Below are 22,326 nucleotides of genomic sequence, written 5' to 3' on the forward strand. Positions count from 1 at the left end.
TTCTTGAAAGTCGCAGCTTCGCCCCAAACTTGCTGGCATGGGCCGGCAGACATACCGGCGGTCGCAAGAACCGTCGTCCACTGCCGATAAACTTCTGCTGCGCCACCCGGTCACAACCTTGAGATCGGTCAACCCGGCACGCGCAAACAGGCGCATGCTGCAGGCGGCGCGAAATCGATAACGGATGGTGATTCCTTCGATGGACTTCAAAGACTATTACAAGATACTCGGCGTGGAGCCGACAGCGGACGACAAGGCGATCAAGGCGGCCTATCGCAAGCTGGCGCGCAAATACCACCCCGATGTCAGCAAGGAAAAGGATGCCGAGGCCAAGTTCAAGGACGCCTCGGAAGCCTATGAAGCGCTGAAAAGCGCTGACAAACGCGCCGAATACGACGAGCTGCGCCGCTACGGCCAGCATGGTCAGCCGTTCCAGGGGCCACCGGGCTGGCAGAGCCGTGGCGGTTTTGGCGGCGGTGGCGACACCGGCGACTTCTCGGACTTCTTCAGTTCGATCTTCGGCAATCGCGGCCCCGGTTTCGGTGGCGGCGAAGGTCGGCAGCAACGCAGTGCAGGGCGCCGAGGGCAAGACGTGGAAATGGAACTGCCGATCTTCCTCGAGGAAACGCTCTCGAATGAATCGAAGAAGGTCACCTTTCAGGTGCCGCAATACAACGCCAACGGTCAGCACGTCAGCAACACCAGCAAGAGCCTGAACGTGAAGATCCCGGCGGGCGTGACCGACGGCGAGCGCATCCGCCTCAAAGGCCAGGGCGCGCCGGGCATCGGTGGCGGGGCCAATGGTGATCTGTACCTGACCATTCGCTTCGCGCCGCACCCGAAATTCGATGTCGAAGGCGAAAACCTGATCATCACCCTGCCGCTGGCGCCGTGGGAACTGGCCCTGGGCACCGAGGTGGCCGTGCCGACCCTGACCGGCAAGATCAACCTCAAGGTCCCGGCCGGTAGCCAGAACGGCCAGCGCATGCGTGCCAAGGGTCATGGTCTGAAAAACAAGGCGGGTGAACGCGGTTACCTGTTCGTGCAGCTCAAGGCCGTGATGCCGAAAACCTCGGACGACGAGGTCAAGGCGCTGTGGCAGGAACTGGCGAAGAAAGCCGCCTTCAATCCGCGCGAGAACTTCTGAATCCGACGACGGAGTAGCCCATCATGAGCAGCCCCCTGATCGTTCAACTGGACTTGGCAGAATTCTGTGAGGCGGCCGATCTGTCGGACGTCTACGTGATCGAAATCGTCGAACACGGCATCCTCGAACCTCAGGGCGCGCAGCCCCGGGAATGGCGTTTCACCGACTACGAACTGAGTCTGGCCAAGCGCGCCGCCAAGTTGCGGCGCGAACTGGAGCTGGAGTGGGAGGGGGTGGCGCTGGCGTTGAATCTGCTGGAAGAAGTGCAGGCTCTACGGGCCGAGAACCGCATGCTGCGTCAGCGGTTGGGACGCTTGGTGGTCGAATAGGTTCTCGGTTGTATGGGTGGGCCCCATCGCTGGCAAGCCAGCGCCCACAAAGAACGCTGTCGTTCACCACGATTGTATTGGACGCTGGACCTGTGGGAGCTGGCTTGCCAGCGATGACTTCACTGCAAATTTTCCTGCTTAAACCTTTCTGGGCAACACCACGCTGAACCGCGTGCCGTCAGTCTCGCTCGAGCTGACTTCGATCGCCCCGCCATGGGCATTCACCACTTCCTTGACGATGAACAGGCCCAGCCCGAGGCTGGTCGACGGCTGCCCGAGCTCTTCGTCGGCGCTGCGTACCAACGGGTCGAAGATCGTGCCGATTGCCTCTTCGGGAATCGGTGTGCCGAAGTTATGCACCGTCAGGCAGACGTTATCGACGTTGCCACCGAGGCGGATGTTCACCTCGCGCTGGTTCGCGCCGTGCTGCAAGGCATTGCCGATCAGGTTTTGCAGCAGTTGATCGATCCTGCCGGCGTCCCAGGTGCCTTGGGTATCACCCTCGACCGTCAGCGTCGGATGGTAATGGGGGTTGCCGGCACAAGCCTCGGCGATTGCCGCCCGTGCAGCGTTGGCCATGTCCATCGGCACCGGCTCGATCGGCAAGCTGCGGCCCAGCCGACTGCGCACCAGCTCCAGCAAGTCACCGACCATCGACGCCATGTGTCGCGCGCCACGCTTGATGTGCAGGGCGCAGGCCAGGGCATCGCCCTCGAGGCTGGATTTGCGCAGCAACAGTTCGGTGGACATGCTCACCGCCTGCAGGGGCGCACGCAGGTCATGGCCGAGGATCGCGAGGAAGATGTCCCGCGAGCGGTTGACCTGTTCGGCATAGGCAGCGGTCGATTCGGCGAGCGCTTCGTCGATGGCTTCGTTGAAACGGATCATGTCCTGAAAATAAGCCTTGTCCGGCGATTCGAGGCTGTCGACCCACAGACGGATGACGCAGGCGCGCAGATGACGGAACTCGCTGGTCATCTGCACCAGATCAAACCCCACGGTGTGACGCAGCTCGCCATGGCTGGCGCCCGCTTCGTCAAGGCTCGGCGTCTTTTCCGGGCCTTCGCCCTTGGCTTTGGCGGCCTGCTCAGCAGGGGTTTGCGGCTTGTTCATGTCGCGGGCGGCGGCCCTCAGAATCTCGCTGGCGTGATCGCGCAGGGCCGTGGAGTCCAGATAGTCGGCGGCCGGCGTGATGGTCGCGGCAAACTGTTCCCACTCATCGACGATAGGCTCGATATTGGCCAGGATGAACTCGGATAGACGCATGGGCAGTTCCTGAAAAGAGGTGGAGCGAAACGAATAGTAGACCCTTTGACGAGAAATACACGACCGTTTGTGCAGTGGTTTCATACCGCCACGAAAAAGGCCCCGAGACGGTGCGCAAGGCACGGCCCGGGGCCTTTTTACCGTGTGTCGGCTGCGTCAGAACAGGAAATAACGCTGGGCCATCGGCAGGGTTTCCGCCGGCTCGCACCACAACAGCACGCCGTCGGCCTTGACCTGATAGGTCTGCGGATCGACGTCGATGTTCGGCAGATAGTCGTTGTGGATCAGGTCGGTTTTCTGCACCTCGCGGCAGCCTTTGACCACGCCGATTTTCTTCTTCAGCCCCAGCGCTTCGGGCAACCCGGCCTCGTGTGCCGCCTGGCTGATGAAGGTCAGGCTGGTGGCGTGCAGTGAGCCGCCGTAGCTGGCGAACATCGGGCGGTAGTGCACCGGTTGCGGGGTCGGAATCGAAGCGTTGGCATCGCCCATCAGGCTGGCGGCAATCGCGCCGCCCTTGAGAATCAGCGTCGGTTTCACGCCGAAAAACGCCGGACGCCAGAGCACCAGATCCGCCCATTTACCGACTTCGATCGATCCTACTTCGTGGCTGATGCCGTGGGTGATTGCCGGGTTGATGGTGTACTTGGCGATGTAGCGTTTGGCGCGGAAATTGTCGTTGCCTTCGCCATCCTGCGGTAGCGGGCCGCGCTGTTTTTTCATCTTGTCGGCGGTCTGCCAGGTGCGCGTGATGACTTCGCCGACGCGGCCCATGGCCTGGCTGTCGGAGCTGATCATCGAGAACGCGCCAAGGTCGTGAAGGATGTCTTCAGCGGCAATCGTCTCGCGGCGGATACGGCTTTCGGCAAACGCCACGTCTTCGGCGATGCTCGGGTCGAGGTGGTGGCAGACCATCAGCATGTCGAGGTGTTCGTCGATGGTGTTGCGGGTGAACGGCCGGGTCGGGTTGGTCGAGCTCGGCAATACGTTGGGGAAGCCGCAGGCCTTGATGATGTCCGGCGCGTGACCGCCACCGGCACCTTCGGTGTGATAGGTGTGAATGGTGCGGCCCTTGAACGCGCCAAGGGTGGTTTCGACGAAACCGGATTCGTTGAGGGTGTCGGTGTGGATCGCCACCTGCACGTCGTACTGGTCGGCGACGCTCAGGCAGTTGTCGATGCTCGCCGGGGTGGTGCCCCAGTCTTCATGCAACTTGAGGCCGATGGCCCCGGCCTTGACCTGTTCGATCAGCGGCTCCGGCAGGCTGGCGTTGCCCTTGCCGGTGAGGCCGATGTTCATCGGGAAAGCGTCAGCGGCCTGGAGCATGCGCGCCAGGTGCCACGGCCCGGAGGTGCAGGTGGTGGCGTTGGTGCCGGTGGCAGGTCCCGTGCCGCCGCCGATCATGGTGGTGACGCCGCTCATCAGCGCTTCTTCGATCTGCTGCGGGCAGATGAAGTGAATGTGGGTGTCGATGCCGCCGGCGGTGAGGATCATGCCTTCCCCGGCGATCACTTCGGTGCTGGCGCCGATGGCGATGGTCACGTTGGGCTGCACGTCCGGGTTGCCGGCCTTGCCGATCGCGGCGATGCGCCCGTCCTTGAGGCCGACATCGGCCTTGACGATGCCCCAGTGGTCGATGATCAGCGCGTTGGTGATCAGGGTGTCGACCACTTCGGCGGCGAGCAGCTGGCTCTGGCCCTGGCCGTCGCGGATGACTTTGCCGCCGCCGAATTTCACTTCTTCGCCGTAGGTGGTGAAGTCCTTTTCGACTTCGATCCACAGCTCGGTGTCCGCCAGGCGTACCTTGTCGCCGACGGTGGGGCCGAACATGTCGGCGTAGGCTTGCCGGGAAATCTTCATTTCAATTCCTTGCACAAATGTATTGTGGCGAGGGAGCTTGCTTCCGCCGGGCTGCGCAGCAGCCCCACAACCTGCCAATGATTTCTTTCATACACACCGCGTCCCCGGGTTTGCGAGTGCTACGCACTCGAGCGGGAGCAAGCTCCCTCGCCACAGGCTTGTGCGCGTCTCAGTCGAGATCACCCATGACCCGCCCGGCAAACCCGAACACCCGCCGAAGCCCGGCGTACTCCACCAGCTCGACCTCGCGGCTCTGCCCCGGCTCGAAGCGCACGGCGGTGCCCGCCGGGATGTTCAGGCGCATGCCGCGGCTGGCGGCGCGGTCAAAGGTCAGCGCGTCATTGGTTTCGAAAAAGTGGTAGTGCGAGCCGACCTGAATCGGCCGGTCGCCACTGTTGGCGACTTTCAGGCTGACGGTGCGGCGGCCGACATTCAGTTCGATGTCGCCGGGCTGGATCTGGTACTGGCCGGGAATCATGGCCGGGCTCCTTGCAGAATCTTGTAGTAGAGGGCGGTCGGTCGATAAGTGCCGTGAGGGTCGCAGGCGTAGTCGGGGATTTCCCCGGCGCGGGTGTAACCCAGGGCTTTATAGAAATCTTCGGCGGGGGAGCCGGCCTCGGTGTCGAGGTAGAGCATGCCGCGCTTGTGCTTGGCCGCTTCGAGCTCCAGCGCAGTCATCAGTTGTTGACCGAGGCCGCGCCGGCGCGCCTGTTCGCGCACCAGCAGTTTTTGCACTTCGGCGCGATTGAGGCCGTTGGCCTTCTGGCACAGGCCCAACTGCACACTGGCCTGCACCTGTTCATCCTTGACCACCACCCAGAGCAACACGCTGCCCTTGTTCACTTGTTGCTGCACCTCATCGAAATAGGCGCGGGCCTGCGCGGCATCGAGGTCGGCCATGAAGCCGACGCTGGCGCCATAGCCCACGGCATCCAGCAGCAGGTCAATCAGGCCCTGACGATAGTGCGCAAAACTTTCTGCATTGACGCGTCGCAGTTGGGCGGGGTTCATCGCGTGTCACTCCTTGTTGGCGACCGGCGGCTGTGCGCCAGGATTAAGGGTCAGTTGCATGAACGTCAGGTCGAGCCAGCGGCCGAACTTGGTGCCGACCTGCGGCATTTGCCCGGTGATGCTGAAACCGGCGCGTTCGTGCAGACGAATGGAAGCGGCGTTGCCACTCTCAATGGCGGCGACCATCACGTGCTTGTCGCAGGCCTTCGCCCGTTCGATCAGCACGCTCATCAATTGCGGGCCAAGGCCATTGCCGCGCTGGTCGCTGCGCACGTAGACCGAGTGCTCGACGGTGTGGCGGAAACCGTCGAACGGCCGCCAGTCACCGAATGAAGCGTAGCCGAGCACTGCATTGTCGCCGTCGACGATCACCAGAATCGGGTAGGCCTGAGCCTGGCGTGCGCTGAACCATGCCTGACGGTTGCCGAGGTCGACCGCTGATTCGTTCCAGATCGCCGTGGTGTTGAGCACCGCGTCGTTGTAGATGTCGCGGATCGCCGGCAGATCGGCGTGCAGGGCATCGCGAATGGTGTAAGTCATGGCGCGGCCTCAGACGATCGGCTGGTGGACGGTGACCAGTTTGGTGCCGTCGGGGAACGTCGCTTCGACCTGGATCTCCGGGATCATTTCCGGGATGCCTTCCATCACTTGTTCGCGGCTGAGCAGGGTGGTGCCGTAGTGCATCAGTTCGGCCACGGTCTGGCCATCCCGGGCACCCTCCAGCAGCGCGGCGGAAATGTAGGCCATGGCTTCCGGGTAGTTGAGCTTCACGCCACGGGCCAGTCGGCGCTCGGCGACGAGGCCGGCGGTGAAGATCAGCAGCTTGTCTTTTTCGCGTGGGGTCAGGTCCATTTGTTTTTCAAATCTCGGCAGAAGAACGTTAAGTCGTACACCCTGTAGGAGCTGCCGCAGGCTGCGATCTTTTGATCTTGTTTTTAAGATCAAGATCAAAAGATCGCAGCCTGCGGCAGCTCCTACACGGGATTACAGGGGGAATGCATTTCAGGTATTCCAGATTCGTGGTGGCTGGGCCTCGCGGCCGAGCAGGGCCGGGCGCAGCAGGCGCCACAGGTCGATCAACCAGGCGCGGGCCAGCAGTGCCTCGTGCGCCAGACAGCGGGCCACCAACAGCCCCGGCAACTGGGTCAGATCGCCGCGCACCTCATGGCCCAGCGAGCGACAACGCTCCAGCAGTTCGGCGTCGATTTCACCGGTCACCAGCAGGGTCGCGAACACCGGGTGGCCATCCAGGCCAATGGGCGAATCGAGCAGGCCGTCATTGCCGCTGAGGCGCTGGCGCTCATGCCAGAGCAAGCGGCCGTCGCGGCGAATATCCAGGTGCGCCTGGAAATGTCCGAGGTCGAAGCGCTCGCCACTGGCCGGGCGACCCAGCGCTACCACGTCCCAGTAGAACAGTCGTGCATCGCCCTCAAGCTCGATCGCGGTGGTGAGTTCAGCCTGGGCGGCGCTGTAGACGATGGTTTCCTGCGGCAGCCATTCGAGCGTCGCGCCGGCCGCCACTTTCAGGTCGAGCCGCTGATACGCCGGCCCTGCCGCGCGATACCACTTGGCCGCGCCGGGGCTGGTGATCTGCGCCCAGGCGTCTGGTTCGACGCGGGCGCTGATGTTCAGCCGGTCACCGCCGGCGATCCCGCCCGGTGGGTGAACGATGATGTGCTGGCAGACCTCGGGGCCTTCGGCATACAGGTGCTTTTGCACCCGCAGCGGGCCGAGATGGCGGCGCTGAACCGGGCGCGTGCAATCGCCGAAGCGCGCGTAGGCCAGCTCCAGCTCGGCGTGCCAGCTCGGGGTAAACAGGGCAGTGGGAAGCGCTAGATTCATGATGTGTGATTATCGTTAGGAAGCTACAGATTAAATCGTTACCAGACCTCGTACACCCTCGGCCTCCATATTTTCACCGCGACCCTGCTGCACGATCTCGCCCCGGGACATCACCAGATACTGATCGGCCAGTTCGGCGGCGAAGTCGTAGAACTGCTCCACCAGCAAAATCGCCATGTCGCCACGGGCCGCGAGTGTCTTGATCACCGCGCCGATCTCCTTGATCACCGACGGCTGAATACCTTCGGTGGGTTCGTCGAGGATCAGCAAACGCGGGCGGCTGGCCAATGCGCGACCGATCGCCAGTTGCTGTTGCTGACCGCCGGAGAGATCGCCACCGCGACGCTGCTTCATTTGTAGCAGCACCGGGAACAATTCGTAGATGAAACTTGGCACTTCTTTGGCTTCACTGCCGGGAAACCGTGACAGACCCATCAGCAGATTTTCTTCCACGGTCAGCCGGCCGAAGATTTCCCGGCCCTGTGGCACATAGGCGATCCCGGCGTGCACGCGCTGGTGCGGCTTGAGCGTGGTGATCGGTTGGCCCTCCCAGTTCACCGCACCTTCCTTGGCCGGCAACAGGCCCATCAGGCATTTGAGCAGGGTGGTCTTGCCCACGCCGTTACGGCCAAGCAGGCAGGTGACTTCGCCGACCTTCACGTCAAAGCTCAGGCCACGCAGGATGTGGCTACCGCCGTAGTATTGGTGCAGCTTGTCGACTTGCAGCATTCTCAAAATCTCCTCAAATCCCTGTGTAGGAGCTGCCGCAGGCTGCGATCTTTTGATCTTGTTTTTAAGATCAAGATCAAAAGATCGCAGCCTGCGGCAGCTCCTACAGGGGATGGATCGTCAGCGGCCGAGGTAGACCTCGATCACCCGCTCGTTTTCCTGCACCTGCTCCAGCGACCCTTCGGCCAGCACGCTGCCCTGATGCAGCACCGTCACGTGGTCGGCAATCGAGCCGACAAAACCCATGTCGTGCTCCACCACCATCAGCGAATGCTTGCCGGCCAGCGACTTGAACAGCTCGGCGGTGAATTCGGTTTCGGCATCGGTCATGCCCGCCACCGGTTCGTCGAGCAGCAGCAATTGCGGGTCCTGCATCAGCAACATGCCGATTTCCAGAAACTGCTTCTGGCCGTGAGACAGCAAGCCCGCCGGGCGATTGACCGAAGAGGTGAGGCGAATGGTCTCCAGCACTTCGCTGATGCGATCACGCTGCTCACCGCTCAAGCGTGCACGCAAGCTGGCCCACACCGACTTGTCGGTTTTCTGCGCCAGCTCCAGGTTTTCAAACACGCTGAGGGCTTCGAACACCGTCGGCTTCTGGAACTTGCGCCCGATCCCCGCCTGGGCGATCTGCACTTCGCTCATCTGCGTCAGATCGAGGGTTTCGCCGAACCAGGCCTTGCCGTGGCTGGGGCGAGTCTTGCCGGTGATCACGTCCATCAGCGTGGTCTTGCCCGCGCCGTTGGGGCCGATGATGCAGCGTAATTCGCCGACGCCGATGTACAGGTTCAGATCGTTCAGGGCGCGGAAGCCGTCGAAGCTGACGCTGATGTCTTCCAGGGTCAGGATCGTGCCGTGCCGGGTGTCGAGACCCGGGCCGACCCGTTGGCCGAGGCCGATGGAATCGCGGCTGGTGCCTTCATCCTTGTTCGGTTCGACGGGAAAGAACGCCGGTTCCAGCATGAATTCAGCCGTTGCTGTCACTCTCATTGCTCACCTCGTTTCTTCAGCAGACCGATCACACCTTTGGGCAAATACAACGTCACGACAATGAACAGCGCGCCGAGGAAGAACAGCCAGTATTCGGGAAAGGCCACGGTGAACCAGCTCTTCATGCCGTTGACCACGCCGGCGCCGAGCAACGGGCCGATCAAGGTTCCGCGCCCGCCGAGGGCGACCCAGACCGCCGCCTCGATGGAGTTGGTTGGCGACATTTCGCTGGGGTTGATGATCCCCACTTGCGGCACATACAAGGCACCGGCCAAACCGCACAGCACCGCGCTCAGGACCCAGACAAACAGCTTGAAACCACGCGGGTCGTAGCCGCAGAACATCAGACGGTTTTCCGCATCGCGCAGCGCCGTCAGTACCCGGCCGAACTTGCTCTGCGCCAGGCGCCAGCCGATGAACAGGCTCGCCACCAGCAGCAACACCGTGGCCAGAAACAGCACCGCGCGGGTGCCCGGTTCAGTGATGCCGAAACCGAGAATCGTGCGGAAATTGGTGAAGCCGTTGTTGCCGCCGAAGCCGGTCTCGTTGCGGAAAAACAGGAGCATGCCGGCGAAGGTCAGGGCCTGGGTCATGATCGAGAAATACACGCCCTTGATCCGCGAGCGGAAGGCGAAGAAACCGAAGACCAGCGCCAGCAGGCCGGGTGCCAACACCACCAGACACATCGACCAGACAAAGCTGCTGGTGCCGCTCCAGTACCACGGCAACTCCGTCCACGACAGAAAGGTCATGAACGCTGGCAAGCCATCACCGGCGGCCTGGCGCATCAGGTACATGCCCATCGCATAGCCGCCTAGAGCGAAGAACAAGCCGTGCCCCAGCGACAGCAGGCCGGCGTAACCCCAGACCAGATCCAGCGCCAGGGCGACGATGGCATAGCAGAGGATCTTGCCGACCAGCGTCAGGGTGTAGGCCGAAATGTGCAGCGCGCTGTCCGGCGACAGCAGCGAGAGCAGCGGCAGGGCGATCAGCAGCGCAAGAATCACCGCGCCGACCGCCAGCGTGACTCTCGGTCCGGCCTTTTGTGTGGCTGTAACTAATAGAGGCTGGTTCATCAGTCGATCACCCGTCCTTTCAGTGCGAAGAGGCCTTGCGGACGTTTCTGGATAAACAGAATGATCAGCGCGAGGATCAGGATCTTGCCCAGCACCGCACCGATCTGCGGTTCAAGAATCTTGTTGGCGATACCGAGGCCGAACGCGGCGAGCACACTGCCGGCCAGTTGACCGACGCCGCCCAGCACCACCACCAGGAACGAATCGATGATGTAGCTCTGGCCGAGGTCCGGGCCGACGTTGCCGATCTGGCTCAGCGCCACGCCGCCGAGGCCGGCGATGCCCGAGCCGAGGCCGAAGGCGAGCATGTCGACGCGCCCGGTGGGCACGCCGCAGCAGGCGGCCATGTTGCGGTTCTGCGTGACCGCGCGCACATTGAGGCCCAGGCGCGTTTTGTTCAGCAGCAGCCAGGTCAGCACCACCACGAACAAGGCGAAGGCGATGATCACGATGCGGTTGTACGGCAGCACCAGATTCGGCAGCACCTGGATGCCGCCGGACAGCCACGCCGGATTCGCCACTTCAACGTTCTGCGCACCGAACAGCAGGCGCACCAACTGGATCAGCATCAGGCTGATGCCCCAGGTGGCGAGCAGGGTTTCCAGCGGCCGGCCGTAGAGGTGACGAATCACCGTGCGTTCCAGCGCCATGCCGATCGCCGCCGTGACAAAGAACGCCACCGGCAGCGCAATCAGCGGATAGAACTCGATGGCTTGCGGGGCGTAGCGCTGGAACATCAACTGCACCACGTAGGTCGAGTAGGCACCGAGCATCAGCATCTCGCCATGGGCCATGTTGATCACCCCGAGCAGGCCGAAGGTGATCGCCAGACCGAGTGCCGCCAGCAGCAGGATCGAACCAAGGGACATGCCGCTGAACGCCTGACCCAACACTTCGCCGATCAGCAGTTTGCGCTTGACCTGCGCGAGGCTGGTTTCGGCGGCCGTGCGCACGCCGGCATCGGTTTCGACGCCGGGTTCGAGCAAGCCTTCGAGGCGGGTGCGGGCCAGTGGGTCACCGGTTTCACCGAGCAGGCGCACGGCGGCCAGACGCACCGCCGGGTCGGCATCCACCAGTTGCAGATTGGCCAGGGCCAGGCTCAGGGCGTCGTGAACGCCAGGGTCTTTTTCGCCAGCCAGTTGCTGGTCGAGGAATTTCAGCTGCGCGGGTTTTGCGCTTTTCTGCAATTGCTGCGCGGCGCTCAGACGGATTTTGGCGTCGGCGGCGAGCAATTGGTGGCTGGCCAGTGCAGTGTCGATCAGACCCCGCAGGCGGTTGTTCAGGCGCAGGGTTTTGGTTTGGCCGTCGAGGGTCAGTTCGCCTTGTTGCAGGGCGTTGATCAGCTCGACACGCGCCGGCTCGGGCTGCGCGGCCCAGGCTTCCAGCAGTTTGGCTTGTTGCACGGGATTGGCGGCGACGAAGTCTTCGGCGTCGCCGGCGTGGGCCATCATCGGCAACAAAAGTGCGATGACGCAGATAAAGCGGTAGAGGGCAGTGGGCATAGTCAGTCGCCTTGACGCGGACATTGTGGTAGCGAGCTTTTGTGGCGAGGGGATAAATCCCCTCGCCACAAAAGCTCGCTACCACAGGGAATTGCATCAGCCCCACGCCAGGCGCAGGACTGACATCCAATAGCTCAGTTGCTCTTCACCGCATAATCCGGCTTCTTGTCGTTGCCATCGATAAACGGACTCCACGGTTGCGCGCGGATCGGCCCTTCGGTCTGCCACACCACGTTGAACTGACCGTCGTTCTGGATCTCGCCGATCATCACCGGCTTGTGCAGGTGGTGGTTGGTCTTGTCCATGGTCAGGGTGTAGCCCGACGGCGCGGCGAAAGTCTGGCCGGCCAGCGCTTCGCGGACCTTGTCGACGTCGGTGGACTTGGCTTTCTCCACCGCCTGCGCCCAAATGTGGATGCCGACGTAGGTGGCTTCCATCGGGTCGTTGGTCACGGCTTTGTCGGCGCCCGGCAGGTTGTGTTTCTTGGCGTAGGCCTTCCAGTCCGCGACGAACTTCTTGTTCACCGGGTTCTCGACGGACTCAAAGTAGTTCCACGCCGCGAGGTTGCCCACCAGCGGCTTGGTGTCGATGCCGCGCAGTTCTTCTTCGCCGACCGAGAACGCCACGACCGGCACGTCGGTGGCCTTCAGGCCCTGGTTGGCCAGCTCTTTGTAGAACGGCACGTTGGAGTCGCCGTTGACCGTGGAGATCACAGCGGTCTTGCCGCCCGCAGAGAATTTTTTGATGTTGGCAACGATGGTTTGATAGTCGCTGTGGCCGAACGGGGTGTAGACCTCTTCGATGTCCTTGTCGGCCACGCCTTTGGAGTGCAGGAACGAGCGCAGGATCTTGTTGGTGGTGCGCGGGTAGACGTAATCGGTGCCGAGCAGGAAGAAGCGCTTGGCGCTGCCGCCTTCTTCGCTCATCAGGTATTCCACCGCCGGGATCGCTTGCTGGTTCGGCGCGGCGCCGGTGTAGAACACGTTCGGCGACATCTCTTCACCTTCGTACTGCACCGGGTAGAACAGCAGGCCGTTGAGTTCCTCGAACACCGGCAACACCGATTTACGCGACACCGAGGTCCAGCAGCCGAATACTACGGCGACCTTGTCCTGGGTCAGCAACTGCCGGCCCTTTTCCGCAAACAGCGGCCAGTTCGACGCCGGGTCGACCACCACCGGTTCGAGCATCTTGCCGTTCACCCCGCCCTTGGCGTTGATCTCGTCGATGGTCATCAGCGCCATATCTTTGAGCGACGTTTCGGAGATCGCCATGGTCCCGGACAACGAATGCAGAATCCCGACCTTGATGGTCTCGGCAGCCTGGACAGTCCAGGTCATGCCCATCGCGGCAATGGATGCCGTGAGAGTGAAAGCCTTGATCAAACTGCGACGCTTCATTGTGCGATCTCCATGAACGTTTAATTTTTCTGGTTGGCAGATGCGGACGACTGAAGGTGTGTTTTGCAAGGGCTGTGCCCGGTCGGGATCGGGCAGGAAAATGTCGGTTTAGAGCGGTTGCGCGCGGGCGGGGTGCACCATGAAGGAACGCGGGTGGAGCGTTGGTGCAGGCGGCCGCGCCAGATTGGGGCGCGATTTCAAGGACAACACTGTCCCCTGTAGGAGTGAGCCTGCTCGCGATGGCGTTCTGTCATCCACATTGATGTCGAATGTGCCGCCGTCATCGCGAGCAGGCTCACTCCTACAAGTTGATTGTGCTGGATCAGCGGCGGCGCATCAGGCCGATGAAGAACAGGCCGCCGATAGCCGCGGTGGCGACGCCAATAGGCAGGTCTTCCGGCGCGATCAGGGTCCGCGCGGCGACATCGACCCACACCAGAAACAGGCTGCCGAGCAGCACACAGGCTGGCAGCAATCGCCGGTGCTCGGCGCCGACCAGACGCCGGGCAATGTGCGGCACCATCAGCCCGACAAAGCCGATCGAGCCGCTGATCGACACCAGCACGCCGGTCATCAGCGAGGCGATCACAAACACCCGCAAACGCACCGCCCGGGCATTCAGGCCGAGGGTCACGGCGGTCTGCTCGCCGGCCATCAGCGCGTTCAACGGGCGGGCCATGCCCAGCAGCAAACCGAGGCCGAGCAACACGCTCAGGGCCGGCACCGCCAGCAGTTCCCAGCGCGCCAGACCGAGACCACCAAGCATCCAGAACATCACCGCCGAACTGGCACGGTGGTCGCCCATGAACAGCAGCAGGTTGGCGATCGCCATCATCACGAACGACACCGCCACACCGCACAGCAGCAAGCGGTCGCTGTCGAGCCGGCCCTGACGATTGGCAATACCCAGCACCAGAAACATGCTCAGCAATGCCCCGATGAACGCGGCAATCGGCAAGGTCAGCAGGCCGACGATCTCACCGATGTGCAGCACCACGATCACTGCGCCCAGGGTCGCGCCGGAGGTGACGCCAAGCAGGTGCGGATCGGCCAATGGGTTGCGCGTCACCGCTTGCAGTACCGCGCCAATCAACGCCAGCCCGGCGCCGACCAACGCACCGAGCAACATGCGCGGCACACGAATCAGCCAGACGATGTGTTCCTGCCCGGCGCTCCAGCTCACCTCGCCGAGGCCGAAGGTCTTGTGCAGCAGAATCCGCCACACCACGTCCACCGGCACCCGCGCCGGACCAAAGCCGAGCGAGACCACGCACGACACCAGCAACAGGGCGCCGAGGGCGGTCAGCAACAGGGCGTAGCGACGGTCGATCATTCGCCGTGGAACCCCTTGGCCAGGGTTTCCACCGCCAGCACGTTATCGATGCCCGGCGTGGCCTGCACATAAGGGATGACGATGAAGCGCTGGTTCTGGATCGCGTCCACCGATTGCAGCGCCGGGTTCTTCAGCAGAAATTCGATCTTCTGCTCGGCGGTGATTTCGCTGTAGTCGACGATCACGATCACCTGCGGATTGCGTTCGACCACGGTCTCCCAGTTGACCCGGGTCCAGCTCGCGTCGACGTCATCGAGAATGTTGCGCCCACCGGCGGCATCGATCAGCGCTTGCGGCATGCCGAGGCGGCCGGAGGTCATGGCGCGGTCTTCGCCGCTGTCGTAGAGGAACACGCGCGGCTTGTCGGCGGGCAGGTCTTTGCGGATCTCGGCGACCTGCTGCTGCATGTCGGCGATCAGCGCGTTGGCGCGATCCTGTACGTCGAAGATCTGGCCGAGGTTGCGCAGGTCGTTGTAGGTATCCTCCAGCGTCGCCGCCGGGCGCTTCGTCACGAAGGCGCAGGATTCGGTCAGTTCGTACACGTTGATGCCCAGCGGCTGCAGGGTCTGCGGGGTGAGGTCACCGCCGACGCGCATGCCGTAATCCCAGCCGGCGAAGAAGAAATCGACGTTGGCATTGAGCAGGGTTTCCACCGACGGGTACTTCGCGGCCAGCTCCGGCAAACCGTCGAGCAGCGACTGCATCTCGGGCGTCACCGACTTCCAGCCACTGACACCGCTGTACCCGGCCATGCGCGATTTGAGGCCGAGGGCGAGCATCATCTGGGTCATGTTGATGTCGTGACTGACCGCGTGTTTCGGCGCCTCGCTGAAGCTCACGTCACGGTTGCAGCTGTGGATGGTCAGCGGGTATTTCGTGGCTTCGGCCAAGGCCTGGGCACTGCACAACAGAAGAGCGACGCAAAGCAGGGAACGCACAGTCATGGTCGGGTTATCCAGGTGATTCGCGGGTAGCCGTGGAGGGGGTGGGAGTCGATCAGCGCCTCGACGCCGAACACATCGCGCAGCAGCTCGGTGCTGAGCACCTCTTGCGGCGTGCCGCTGGCGACGATGCGTCCGTGGTTGATCACACACAGTCGGTCGCAGAACGCCGCCGCGAGGTTCAGGTCGTGAATGCTGGCGAGAGTGCCGATCTGCAGGCGCTTGACCAGTTGCAGCAGTTCGAGTTGATAGCGCGGGTCGAGGTGGTTGGTCGGCTCGTCGAGGATCAGCAGTTGCGGTTGCTGGGTCAGGGCCCGGGCGAGGATTACCCGTTGTTTTTCACCGCCGGACAGGGTGGCGAACGCGTGGTCTTCGAAGCCGTCGAGGCCGACGGATTTGAGCGCTTGCGTGGCAAGGTTGCGATCTTCCAGCGTGTCGCCATCGAACAGGCCTTTGTGCGGTGTGCGGCCCATGGCGACGACCTCTTCGACGGTCAGGCCGAAGGCATCGGGGAATTCCTGCAGGACCACGGCGATGCGTTGCGCGCACCAGCGCGAGGACTGTTTCCAGACGTTGTGATGATCGAGTCGGACCTCACCGTGTTCCGGTTGGCTGAAGCGATAGGCGCAGCGCAGCAGGCTGGTCTTGCCGCTGCCGTTGGGACCGATCAAGCCGACAAACTCACCGGCGGCCACCCGCAACGAGGCGTCACGCAGCTGGAACTGGTGATGGCAGTGGCCGTGGCCCAGAGGTGTCCAGGCGAGGTTGGTGAGGTTTAGCGAGGTCATCAAATTCTCATAAAGCGATGCTTGCCCCTTTAGGCGCTGCCGCAGGCTGCAATCTTTTGAAAGATCAAGATCAAAAGATCGCAGCCTGCGGCAGCTCCTACAGGGATTGGGTCAAAAAGTGTAATCCGCCGTGACGAAGAACGATCTCGGCTCGCCGAGCATCCATTGCTGGCCCGCATTGTATTGGCTTAGTGCGTACTGGCGGTCAAACAGATTGTTCAGCTGCAGGCCCAGCGTGGTGTTGCGCAGGGCTTGCCACGACAGCGTTGCATCGACCACGGTATAACTCGGCAACTCGTTGCGGTTGGCCATGTCGGCGTAGCGCGCATCGACATAGCGCACGCCGGCGCCGGCCTTCAGGTCATCGCTGAGGGTTTTGTTCAGCCACAGGTTGGCGGTACGCCGAGGCACGTCCACCGGGCGGTTGCCGTTGTACGACAGGGTTTGCCCGTTGACCACCTCGGAGAAATCGTCGTACTTGGCCTTCACGATCGCGGCGTTGGCCTGCAATTGCCAGGCATGCGGCAGTTGCAGATCAAGGCTGGCTTCCAGGCCGTTGGACGATTGCTGACCGACTTGCTGCTTGAGCGTCGGGTTGCCCGGATCGTCGGTCAGCAGCTTCTTCTTGACGATGCGATAGGCCGCCAGGGTGAACTCGCCGCGCTGATCCCAGAACAACTGCTTCAGACCGACCTCGGTCTGGCGTGCGCTCGACAGGTCGTATTGCTGCTGGCTCGGGCTCAGGGAAATCAGGCCGCCGATGCCGTCGGTGCTGGTCGCGACCTGCCCGTAGAACGAAGTCTCCGGCGTCAGCGCAAACACCAGTCCGGCCTTCCAGTTATTGCCGGTCAGGGTCTTGTCGCTCTGGCTGTCGTCGATCAGGTTGGTGCGATCCACCTGCACGTAATCGCGGCGCACACCGGTCACCAGCGCCCAGCGCTCGCTCAGTTGCGTGCGGTTTTCGCCGAACAGCGACATCTGTTTCGTGGTGCTGTCGAACTGATCCCGGTACGGGTTGGCGCTTTCGAAGTAGCCCGGTTGCGGGTGATACAGGTCCAGCGCCTGGCCGTTGGGCAGCACGTCGTTGAACGGCGAGTTGCTGTTGAGCTGGAAGCGGATGCGGTTGTAATCGACGCCGGTCACAGTCTGGCTGTCGAGGCCGAACAGCGAGTGCTTGAAGGTGAAGGTCTGGCGGTCGCCGACCTGCTCCTGTCGGTGGCCGATGCCGAAATAGCCACTGCGGCTGAGTTGTTGGGTGGCGGTGTCGAAGTTGTAGTTCTCGGCGTTCTGCCAGCGGCGTTGGGCCTTGAGGTAGTACAGCTCGTTGCTGGCGCTGACCGTGTCGTTGATCTGCCAAGCCGTGGTCAGGCGCGTCCACTGATCGTTGTAGTGCTGCTGGTCGTCGCGCACGTTGTAGTTCTTGTTGCGCAGGTTGTCGTGCAACCGGCCGTTGATCAGCGGCGTGCCGAAATAGTTCTGCGGGCGCTGGTCGCCGTAATCGTGGGCGAGGGTGAAGGCCAGATCATCGGTGGCCTGCCAGCGCAGGGCGGCGCTGATGAAATCGCTGGATGAGTCGCCACGATCGATCCAGCCGTTGCTGCGCAGGCGATTGAGATTGAGGCGATAACTCAGGGTATCGGTCAGCGAGCCACCGCTGTCGAACGCCTGTTGCTGACGGTCGTAGGAGCCGTAACCGACGCGCAGGTGGTTTTCGATTTCGCCTTCGAACGGTTTCTTCGGGATCACGTTGACCACCGCGCCGGTCGCGCCTTCTCCGTACAGCACCGAGGCCGGGCCGCGCAGCACGTCGACGCGCTCCACCGACCAGGTATCGACCGGAAAGGTCACGGTGCCCATGCCGGTGTACATGCGGTTGCCGTCATACAACTGCATCACCGAACTCTGCCCGGTAAACCCGCGTGCCTGCAACGAGGTGCCGCCATCGCCCGGCGTACCGGTGCGGCTGATGCCGGTGCTGCGCGACACGGCGTCCTGCACGCTGCGATCGCCACGGGCGCGGACCTGTTCGCCGCTGAGGCTTTCGACGCTGGCCGGGGTTTGCATGGCGTTGAGGTTCAGGCGCGAGCCGGCGGTGGTTGGCGTGGTCAGGCTGACGCTTGCGTCGTCGATGGCCGGTGCGCTGATGGTGCCGGTGGGCAGCAACAGCGCCTGGTTGTCGGCATGGGCGTTGTTCAGGCCGAACAGGCAGAGACTGGACAAGAGGTACTTGTTCATCGGGGCGGTGAATCACTTCTTCAAAAGAAAGCCCGCAACGTTTGGTTGCGGGCAGAGCGGCCTACTTGCGTTATACAGTAACACTAAAAATCGCCGGAGATTAAGCCCCGGCAGTTTAAAGATCTGTCTAAAGCGCGCATCTCGCCTGCTTCACGATGAAGTTGAGGCGGATTCAGGTTGACGCCCCAGGCGCGACAACAGCAGGCGATCCAGTAACCAGACCAGCACCAGCGAAGCGCCCACCAGCGGAAAAATCACCGCCAGCACCAGCATGATCGCCACGCCGGTTTTCCACTTCGGCAGGTCATGACGCAGCGGCGGCACGCCGAACTTGCCTTGCGGGCGACGCTTCCACCAGATCACCACACCGCTGACGGCGCTGAGAAGGATCATCAGGCAGATCAGCAGCACGACAATCTGGTTGAAAGTGCCGAACATCTTGCCTTCGTGCAGCATCACGCCGATTTCCGTGGCCCGCGCCACCGCACCGTACTGCTCGAAGCGCACATCGGCGAGGACCTTGCCGGTGTACTGATCGACGTGCAGGGTGGCGTCGTTACGCGGGTCGTCGGCAAACACCGCAATGGTGAACACACCGGTGGCGGTGGTCGGCAGGGTGATGCTGTAGCCGGGTTCGACCTTGCGTTCCACTGCAATGTTCTGCACGTCTTGCAGGCTGATCGCGGGCGCGGCGGGACCGTGTTGCATGCCGTCGTGGGCCATGTGCTCGGCATGGTCGCCGGACATCGGCATCGGCGTGTTTTCCATCGCCCACGGCACGGTCTGGCGCGCAGCGTTGTTCAGGCTGCCGGCCTCGACGTCGGAGGTCGGCACGTTGTTCCACATGGCGGCCGGGAACACGTTCCATACCTGGGCGTACTGTTTGCCCCAGAAGCCGGTCCAGGTCATGCCGCTGAGCAGCATCACCAGCAGCAACGCTGCGCCCCAGAACCCGGTGACCGCGTGCAGATCACGCCACAACACCCGGCCGCGACTGTTCAGCCGTGGCCATAGAATGCCGGCGGCCTGACCCCGCGGCCACCACAGGAACACCCCCGACACCACTAGCACCACGCCCCAACCGGCGGCGAGTTCGATCAGCCGATCACCAACAGTGCCGATCATTAACTCACCGTGAATGGCGCGGGCGACGGCTTGCAGGTTTTTCTTCGCGTCCTGCTCGCCGAGGATGTCGCCGTGGTACGGATCGATGAACACGTTGAGTTCATGACCGGCGTTCTTCACCACGAATTGCGCGCTGCGTTCGGCGTTGGCCGGCGGCAGGTATTGGGTGATCTGGCCCTGTGGATAAGCACTTTTCACCCGCTGCAGCAGGTCATCGGCCGGCACCGTGTGATGACCTGCCGGAACGTTGAGCAGGCTGCTGTACATCAGCGCATCGAGTTGCGGTTTGAACAGGTAGACGATGCCGGTCAGGGCCAGCATCACCATGAAGGGCGCGACGAATAATCCGGCATAGAAATGCCAGCGCCAGGCCAGGTTGTAGAAGTTCGGTTTGGGCTTTTGCATCACGTGTGCTCCGCTTGGCGAATCATTTTTTTTAGATCAAAAGATCGCAGCCTTCGGCAGCTCCTACAGGGGGCGCGCGCTCCTGTGTAGGAGCCTGCGATCTTTTGACTTTTTCTTATCAGAAGCTCATGTCGACCTTGGTCCAGAGCGTGCGCCCCGGCTCATTGATCGCTTGCGGGTCGTTGGCCGGGTAGCCGAAACCGGCGTTGCCCGCCAGGTTCAGATGCTCGGCGTAAGCCTTGCCGAACAAGTTGTCGACGCCGGTACTGACCTTCCAGTGTTTGTTGATACGGTAGGCACCGTTGAGCGAGAACACGCCAAACCCGCCGCTCTTGTCGTAGTCCTTGCCGACCACGTTGCCCTTGTTCTGGTCGATGCGGTTTTGCGCCGCGACCACGCGCCACAGCGCTCCGGCGCTCCAGTTGTCTTCGCTGTAGGTGAGACCGAAACGCGCATCCAGCGGCGGCATTTGCGGCAGGGCCTTGCCGTCGCTGCTGTTCTTGCCCCAGGCGTAGGCCAGGGTCGCGTCGGCTTTCCAGTTGTCGGTGAGCTTGTACGCAGCGCCGAGTTCGCCGCCCATGATCCGCGCGTTGATGTTCTCGGCGCTGGAAGTGCTCATGCCCATCATCGTCGGCGTGTAGTCGAACAGGATGTAGTCGCGCACCACGCCGATGTAGCCCGAGGCCCAGGCTTCGAGTTCGGCGGTCTTGTAGTTCACGCCGAAGTCGAACTGGGTGGTCTTTTCCGGCTTGATCGAGTCGAACGCATTCAGCGAACCGGCCGGGCCGGACTTGGGCGAAAACAGCTCCCAGTAATCCGGGAAGCGCTGCGCGTGGCCGAGGCCGGCGTACAGCGTGGTCGGGCTGTCGGCGAGGTCATGCTCGTAACGCACGAAGCCGCTTGGCAAGGTGTCGGCACGGGTGTCGTCGGCGGTCGGATTTGGCCGGCTCATCATTCCCGAGCCAATGCTCTGCCGATAATCCTTGGCCGACGCGCGGTCGACCCGGGCGCCGCTGATCAGGCGGTCACGGTCGGCGGCGTACCAGGTCATTTCGCTGAACACGCCGTAATTATGGAAGTCGGCGTCCTTGGTGTACGGCTGATCCTTGTAGGTGTCGATGCCCATGCCACTGCGCTGGCGGTGCTCGTTGGTCTGCGCGTCGAGGCCGGTGATCAACTGGATGTCGGCCCAGCGCCAGGTCGCCTTGATCCGCGCGCCGAGGGTGCGGCGGTCGACGTTGGAGGCCATGGGCCCGGCCATCATCCCGGTGCCGGACGGTGTGCGCAGGGTGTAGTTGTCCATCACGTGGTCGGCGTAGTTGTAGTAGACCTGCGCTTCGAACTTCTCCAGCACATCAGTGACGTTGGATTTTTCGAAGCGCAGCCCGAGGCTTTCGCGCAGGAATTGCGAACCGTCCATGCCGCGTCCGGCGTAGCGCGCTTCGCCGTCGCCCTTGCCGGCGGTGAGTTCGATCAAGGTGTCGGCGTCGGGCGTCCAGCCGAGCGCGATGTCACCGTTCCACTTGTCGTAGCGCGACGGCACGGTGTCGTTGTTGCCGTCGCGATAGTCGTCGGAGTGCGCGGTGTTGCCGATCACCCGCACGTAGCCCAGCGGCCCGCCGGCGGCGGCGTCGACCACTTTGTCGAAGCGCCCGTTGGAGCCGGCCAGCACACTCGCGTTTACCCGGGTGCCGAGTTCGCCGAAGCTTTCCGGTTCCCGGTCGAACAGCACCGTGCCGGCCGAGGCGCCCGGGCCCCAGAGCACGGTCTGCGGGCCTTTGATCACCGTGAGTTTGTCGTAGGTTTCCGGCGAGATGTACGAGGTCGGTGCATCCATGCGGCCGGGGCAGGCGCCGAGTAGCATGCTGCCGTTGGTGAGGATGTTCAGACGCGAACCGAACATGCCGCGCAGCACCGGATCGCCGTTAGTGCCGCCATTGCGCACCAGGGCAAAGCCCGGAATGGTCTTCAGATAATCGCCACCGTCGCTGGCTGGCACCGGTTGGCGCGGATCCTTGGGATTGGTGACGATGGTCAACGGCGAGCTCGGGGCGATCGCGGTGATCACCGTTGGACTGAGTTCATCGTTGTGCCCGGCGTGGTCATCGGCCAGCACCAGCGGGGACAGCAGGACGCCGCAAAGGACGGCGGTAGCGTGCGAGAAACGAATGCGCGACTCGTTCAAAGCGAAGGACGCCCGAGCAGCGCTCAAACGTGGAACAGCGGAAAACCTGGACATGACAATTTCCATCAAACAGTCGTAAACGACACGGCCGGCAGCCTGGAGCTGTCTTCTCAACCGTGTGCAATCAAAGGTGCGGTGTTTACGCGGCGATGGGCGGGGCGCGGG

Annotated in this window: 20 protein-coding genes; 2 read left to right on the forward strand and 18 right to left on the reverse strand. The window is 62.7% G+C overall.

What is annotated here, in order from left to right; translation table 11 throughout:
• Nucleotides 1-199 precede the first annotated feature (199 nt).
• The gene (locus tag J5M57_RS26975) at nucleotides 200-1,147 is read left to right on the forward strand and encodes a DnaJ C-terminal domain-containing protein (protein ID WP_064589945.1); all 948 of its coding nucleotides are present in this window, start codon (nucleotides 200-202) and stop codon (nucleotides 1,145-1,147) included.
• Nucleotides 1,148-1,170: 23 nt separating this feature from the next.
• A complete protein-coding gene (locus J5M57_RS26980; protein ID WP_169842513.1) occupies nucleotides 1,171-1,476 on the forward strand; it encodes a chaperone modulator CbpM in 306 nt (101 codons plus the stop codon).
• A gap of 138 nt (nucleotides 1,477-1,614) precedes the next feature.
• Here the strand turns inward: J5M57_RS26980 and J5M57_RS26985 are convergent, their stop codons facing one another.
• From J5M57_RS26985 to J5M57_RS27070, 18 genes are all read right to left on the reverse strand, one after another.
• Entirely contained in the window at nucleotides 1,615-2,742 is a 1,128-nt protein-coding gene (locus J5M57_RS26985; RefSeq protein WP_207849103.1) for a sensor histidine kinase, read from the reverse strand.
• Nucleotides 2,743-2,898: 156 nt separating this feature from the next.
• Nucleotides 2,899-4,599, reverse strand: a complete 1,701-nt coding sequence (gene ureC, locus J5M57_RS26990; protein ID WP_064585748.1) for an urease subunit alpha — start codon at nucleotides 4,597-4,599, stop codon at nucleotides 2,899-2,901.
• Nucleotides 4,600-4,768: 169 nt separating this feature from the next.
• Nucleotides 4,769-5,077, reverse strand: coding sequence for an urease subunit beta (locus J5M57_RS26995; protein ID WP_064585749.1), 309 nt, complete (start codon nucleotides 5,075-5,077; stop codon nucleotides 4,769-4,771).
• Entirely contained in the window at nucleotides 5,074-5,610 is a 537-nt protein-coding gene (locus J5M57_RS27000) for a GNAT family N-acetyltransferase (RefSeq protein ID WP_083367156.1), read from the reverse strand. The genes J5M57_RS26995 and J5M57_RS27000 overlap by 4 nt, the downstream gene beginning before the upstream one ends.
• 6 nt (nucleotides 5,611-5,616) lie before the next feature.
• Nucleotides 5,617-6,150 (reverse strand): GNAT family N-acetyltransferase, encoded by a 534-nt coding sequence (locus tag J5M57_RS27005; protein WP_064585751.1) that lies wholly within the window; start codon nucleotides 6,148-6,150, stop codon nucleotides 5,617-5,619.
• A 9-nt stretch (nucleotides 6,151-6,159) separates the two neighbouring features.
• A complete protein-coding gene (ureA, locus tag J5M57_RS27010; protein WP_003221215.1) occupies nucleotides 6,160-6,462 on the reverse strand; it encodes an urease subunit gamma in 303 nt (100 codons plus the stop codon).
• A 150-nt stretch (nucleotides 6,463-6,612) separates the two neighbouring features.
• Nucleotides 6,613-7,452: an urease accessory protein UreD gene (locus J5M57_RS27015; RefSeq protein ID WP_207849102.1), complete on the reverse strand. Its 840-nt coding sequence runs from the start codon at nucleotides 7,450-7,452 to the stop codon at nucleotides 6,613-6,615.
• Nucleotides 7,453-7,482: 30 nt separating this feature from the next.
• A complete protein-coding gene (gene urtE, locus J5M57_RS27020) occupies nucleotides 7,483-8,181 on the reverse strand; it encodes an urea ABC transporter ATP-binding subunit UrtE (protein ID WP_083367154.1) in 699 nt (232 codons plus the stop codon).
• Nucleotides 8,182-8,301: 120 nt separating this feature from the next.
• Nucleotides 8,302-9,144, reverse strand: coding sequence for an urea ABC transporter ATP-binding protein UrtD (gene urtD, locus J5M57_RS27025; RefSeq protein WP_169844068.1), 843 nt, complete (start codon nucleotides 9,142-9,144; stop codon nucleotides 8,302-8,304).
• 23 nt (nucleotides 9,145-9,167) lie between these two features.
• The gene (gene urtC, locus J5M57_RS27030) at nucleotides 9,168-10,247 is read right to left on the reverse strand and encodes an urea ABC transporter permease subunit UrtC (RefSeq protein ID WP_207849101.1); all 1,080 of its coding nucleotides are present in this window, start codon (nucleotides 10,245-10,247) and stop codon (nucleotides 9,168-9,170) included.
• Complete coding sequence (gene urtB, locus J5M57_RS27035; protein ID WP_207849100.1) at nucleotides 10,247-11,749, reverse strand: urea ABC transporter permease subunit UrtB; 1,503 nt, start codon at nucleotides 11,747-11,749, stop codon at nucleotides 10,247-10,249. The genes urtC and urtB overlap by 1 nt, the downstream gene beginning before the upstream one ends.
• 134 nt (nucleotides 11,750-11,883) lie before the next feature.
• The gene (gene urtA / locus J5M57_RS27040; RefSeq protein WP_207849099.1) at nucleotides 11,884-13,149 is read right to left on the reverse strand and encodes an urea ABC transporter substrate-binding protein; all 1,266 of its coding nucleotides are present in this window, start codon (nucleotides 13,147-13,149) and stop codon (nucleotides 11,884-11,886) included.
• A gap of 322 nt (nucleotides 13,150-13,471) precedes the next feature.
• A complete protein-coding gene (locus J5M57_RS27045) occupies nucleotides 13,472-14,482 on the reverse strand; it encodes an iron ABC transporter permease (protein WP_207849098.1) in 1,011 nt (336 codons plus the stop codon).
• Nucleotides 14,479-15,426 carry an ABC transporter substrate-binding protein gene (locus J5M57_RS27050; RefSeq protein WP_207849097.1) on the reverse strand — a complete coding sequence of 316 codons (948 nt, stop codon included), beginning with the start codon at nucleotides 15,424-15,426 and terminating at the stop codon, nucleotides 14,479-14,481. The genes J5M57_RS27045 and J5M57_RS27050 overlap by 4 nt, the downstream gene beginning before the upstream one ends.
• Nucleotides 15,423-16,211 (reverse strand): ABC transporter ATP-binding protein, encoded by a 789-nt coding sequence (locus tag J5M57_RS27055; protein WP_207849096.1) that lies wholly within the window; start codon nucleotides 16,209-16,211, stop codon nucleotides 15,423-15,425. The genes J5M57_RS27050 and J5M57_RS27055 overlap by 4 nt, the downstream gene beginning before the upstream one ends.
• A 111-nt stretch (nucleotides 16,212-16,322) precedes the next feature.
• Nucleotides 16,323-18,446 carry a TonB-dependent receptor gene (locus tag J5M57_RS27060; RefSeq protein ID WP_207849095.1) on the reverse strand — a complete coding sequence of 708 codons (2,124 nt, stop codon included), beginning with the start codon at nucleotides 18,444-18,446 and terminating at the stop codon, nucleotides 16,323-16,325.
• 150 nt (nucleotides 18,447-18,596) lie between these two features.
• On the reverse strand, nucleotides 18,597-19,976 hold the full coding sequence (locus J5M57_RS27065; RefSeq protein WP_207849094.1) for a PepSY domain-containing protein: 1,380 nt from the start codon (nucleotides 19,974-19,976) through the stop codon (nucleotides 18,597-18,599).
• A 118-nt stretch (nucleotides 19,977-20,094) separates the two neighbouring features.
• Complete coding sequence (locus tag J5M57_RS27070) at nucleotides 20,095-22,215, reverse strand: TonB-dependent copper receptor (protein WP_207849093.1); 2,121 nt, start codon at nucleotides 22,213-22,215, stop codon at nucleotides 20,095-20,097.
• Nucleotides 22,216-22,326 lie beyond the last annotated feature (111 nt).

This window comes from Pseudomonas sp. 86_A (genome assembly GCF_017491705.1).
Taxonomy (GTDB): Bacteria; Pseudomonadota; Gammaproteobacteria; order Pseudomonadales; family Pseudomonadaceae; genus Aquipseudomonas; species Aquipseudomonas koreensis.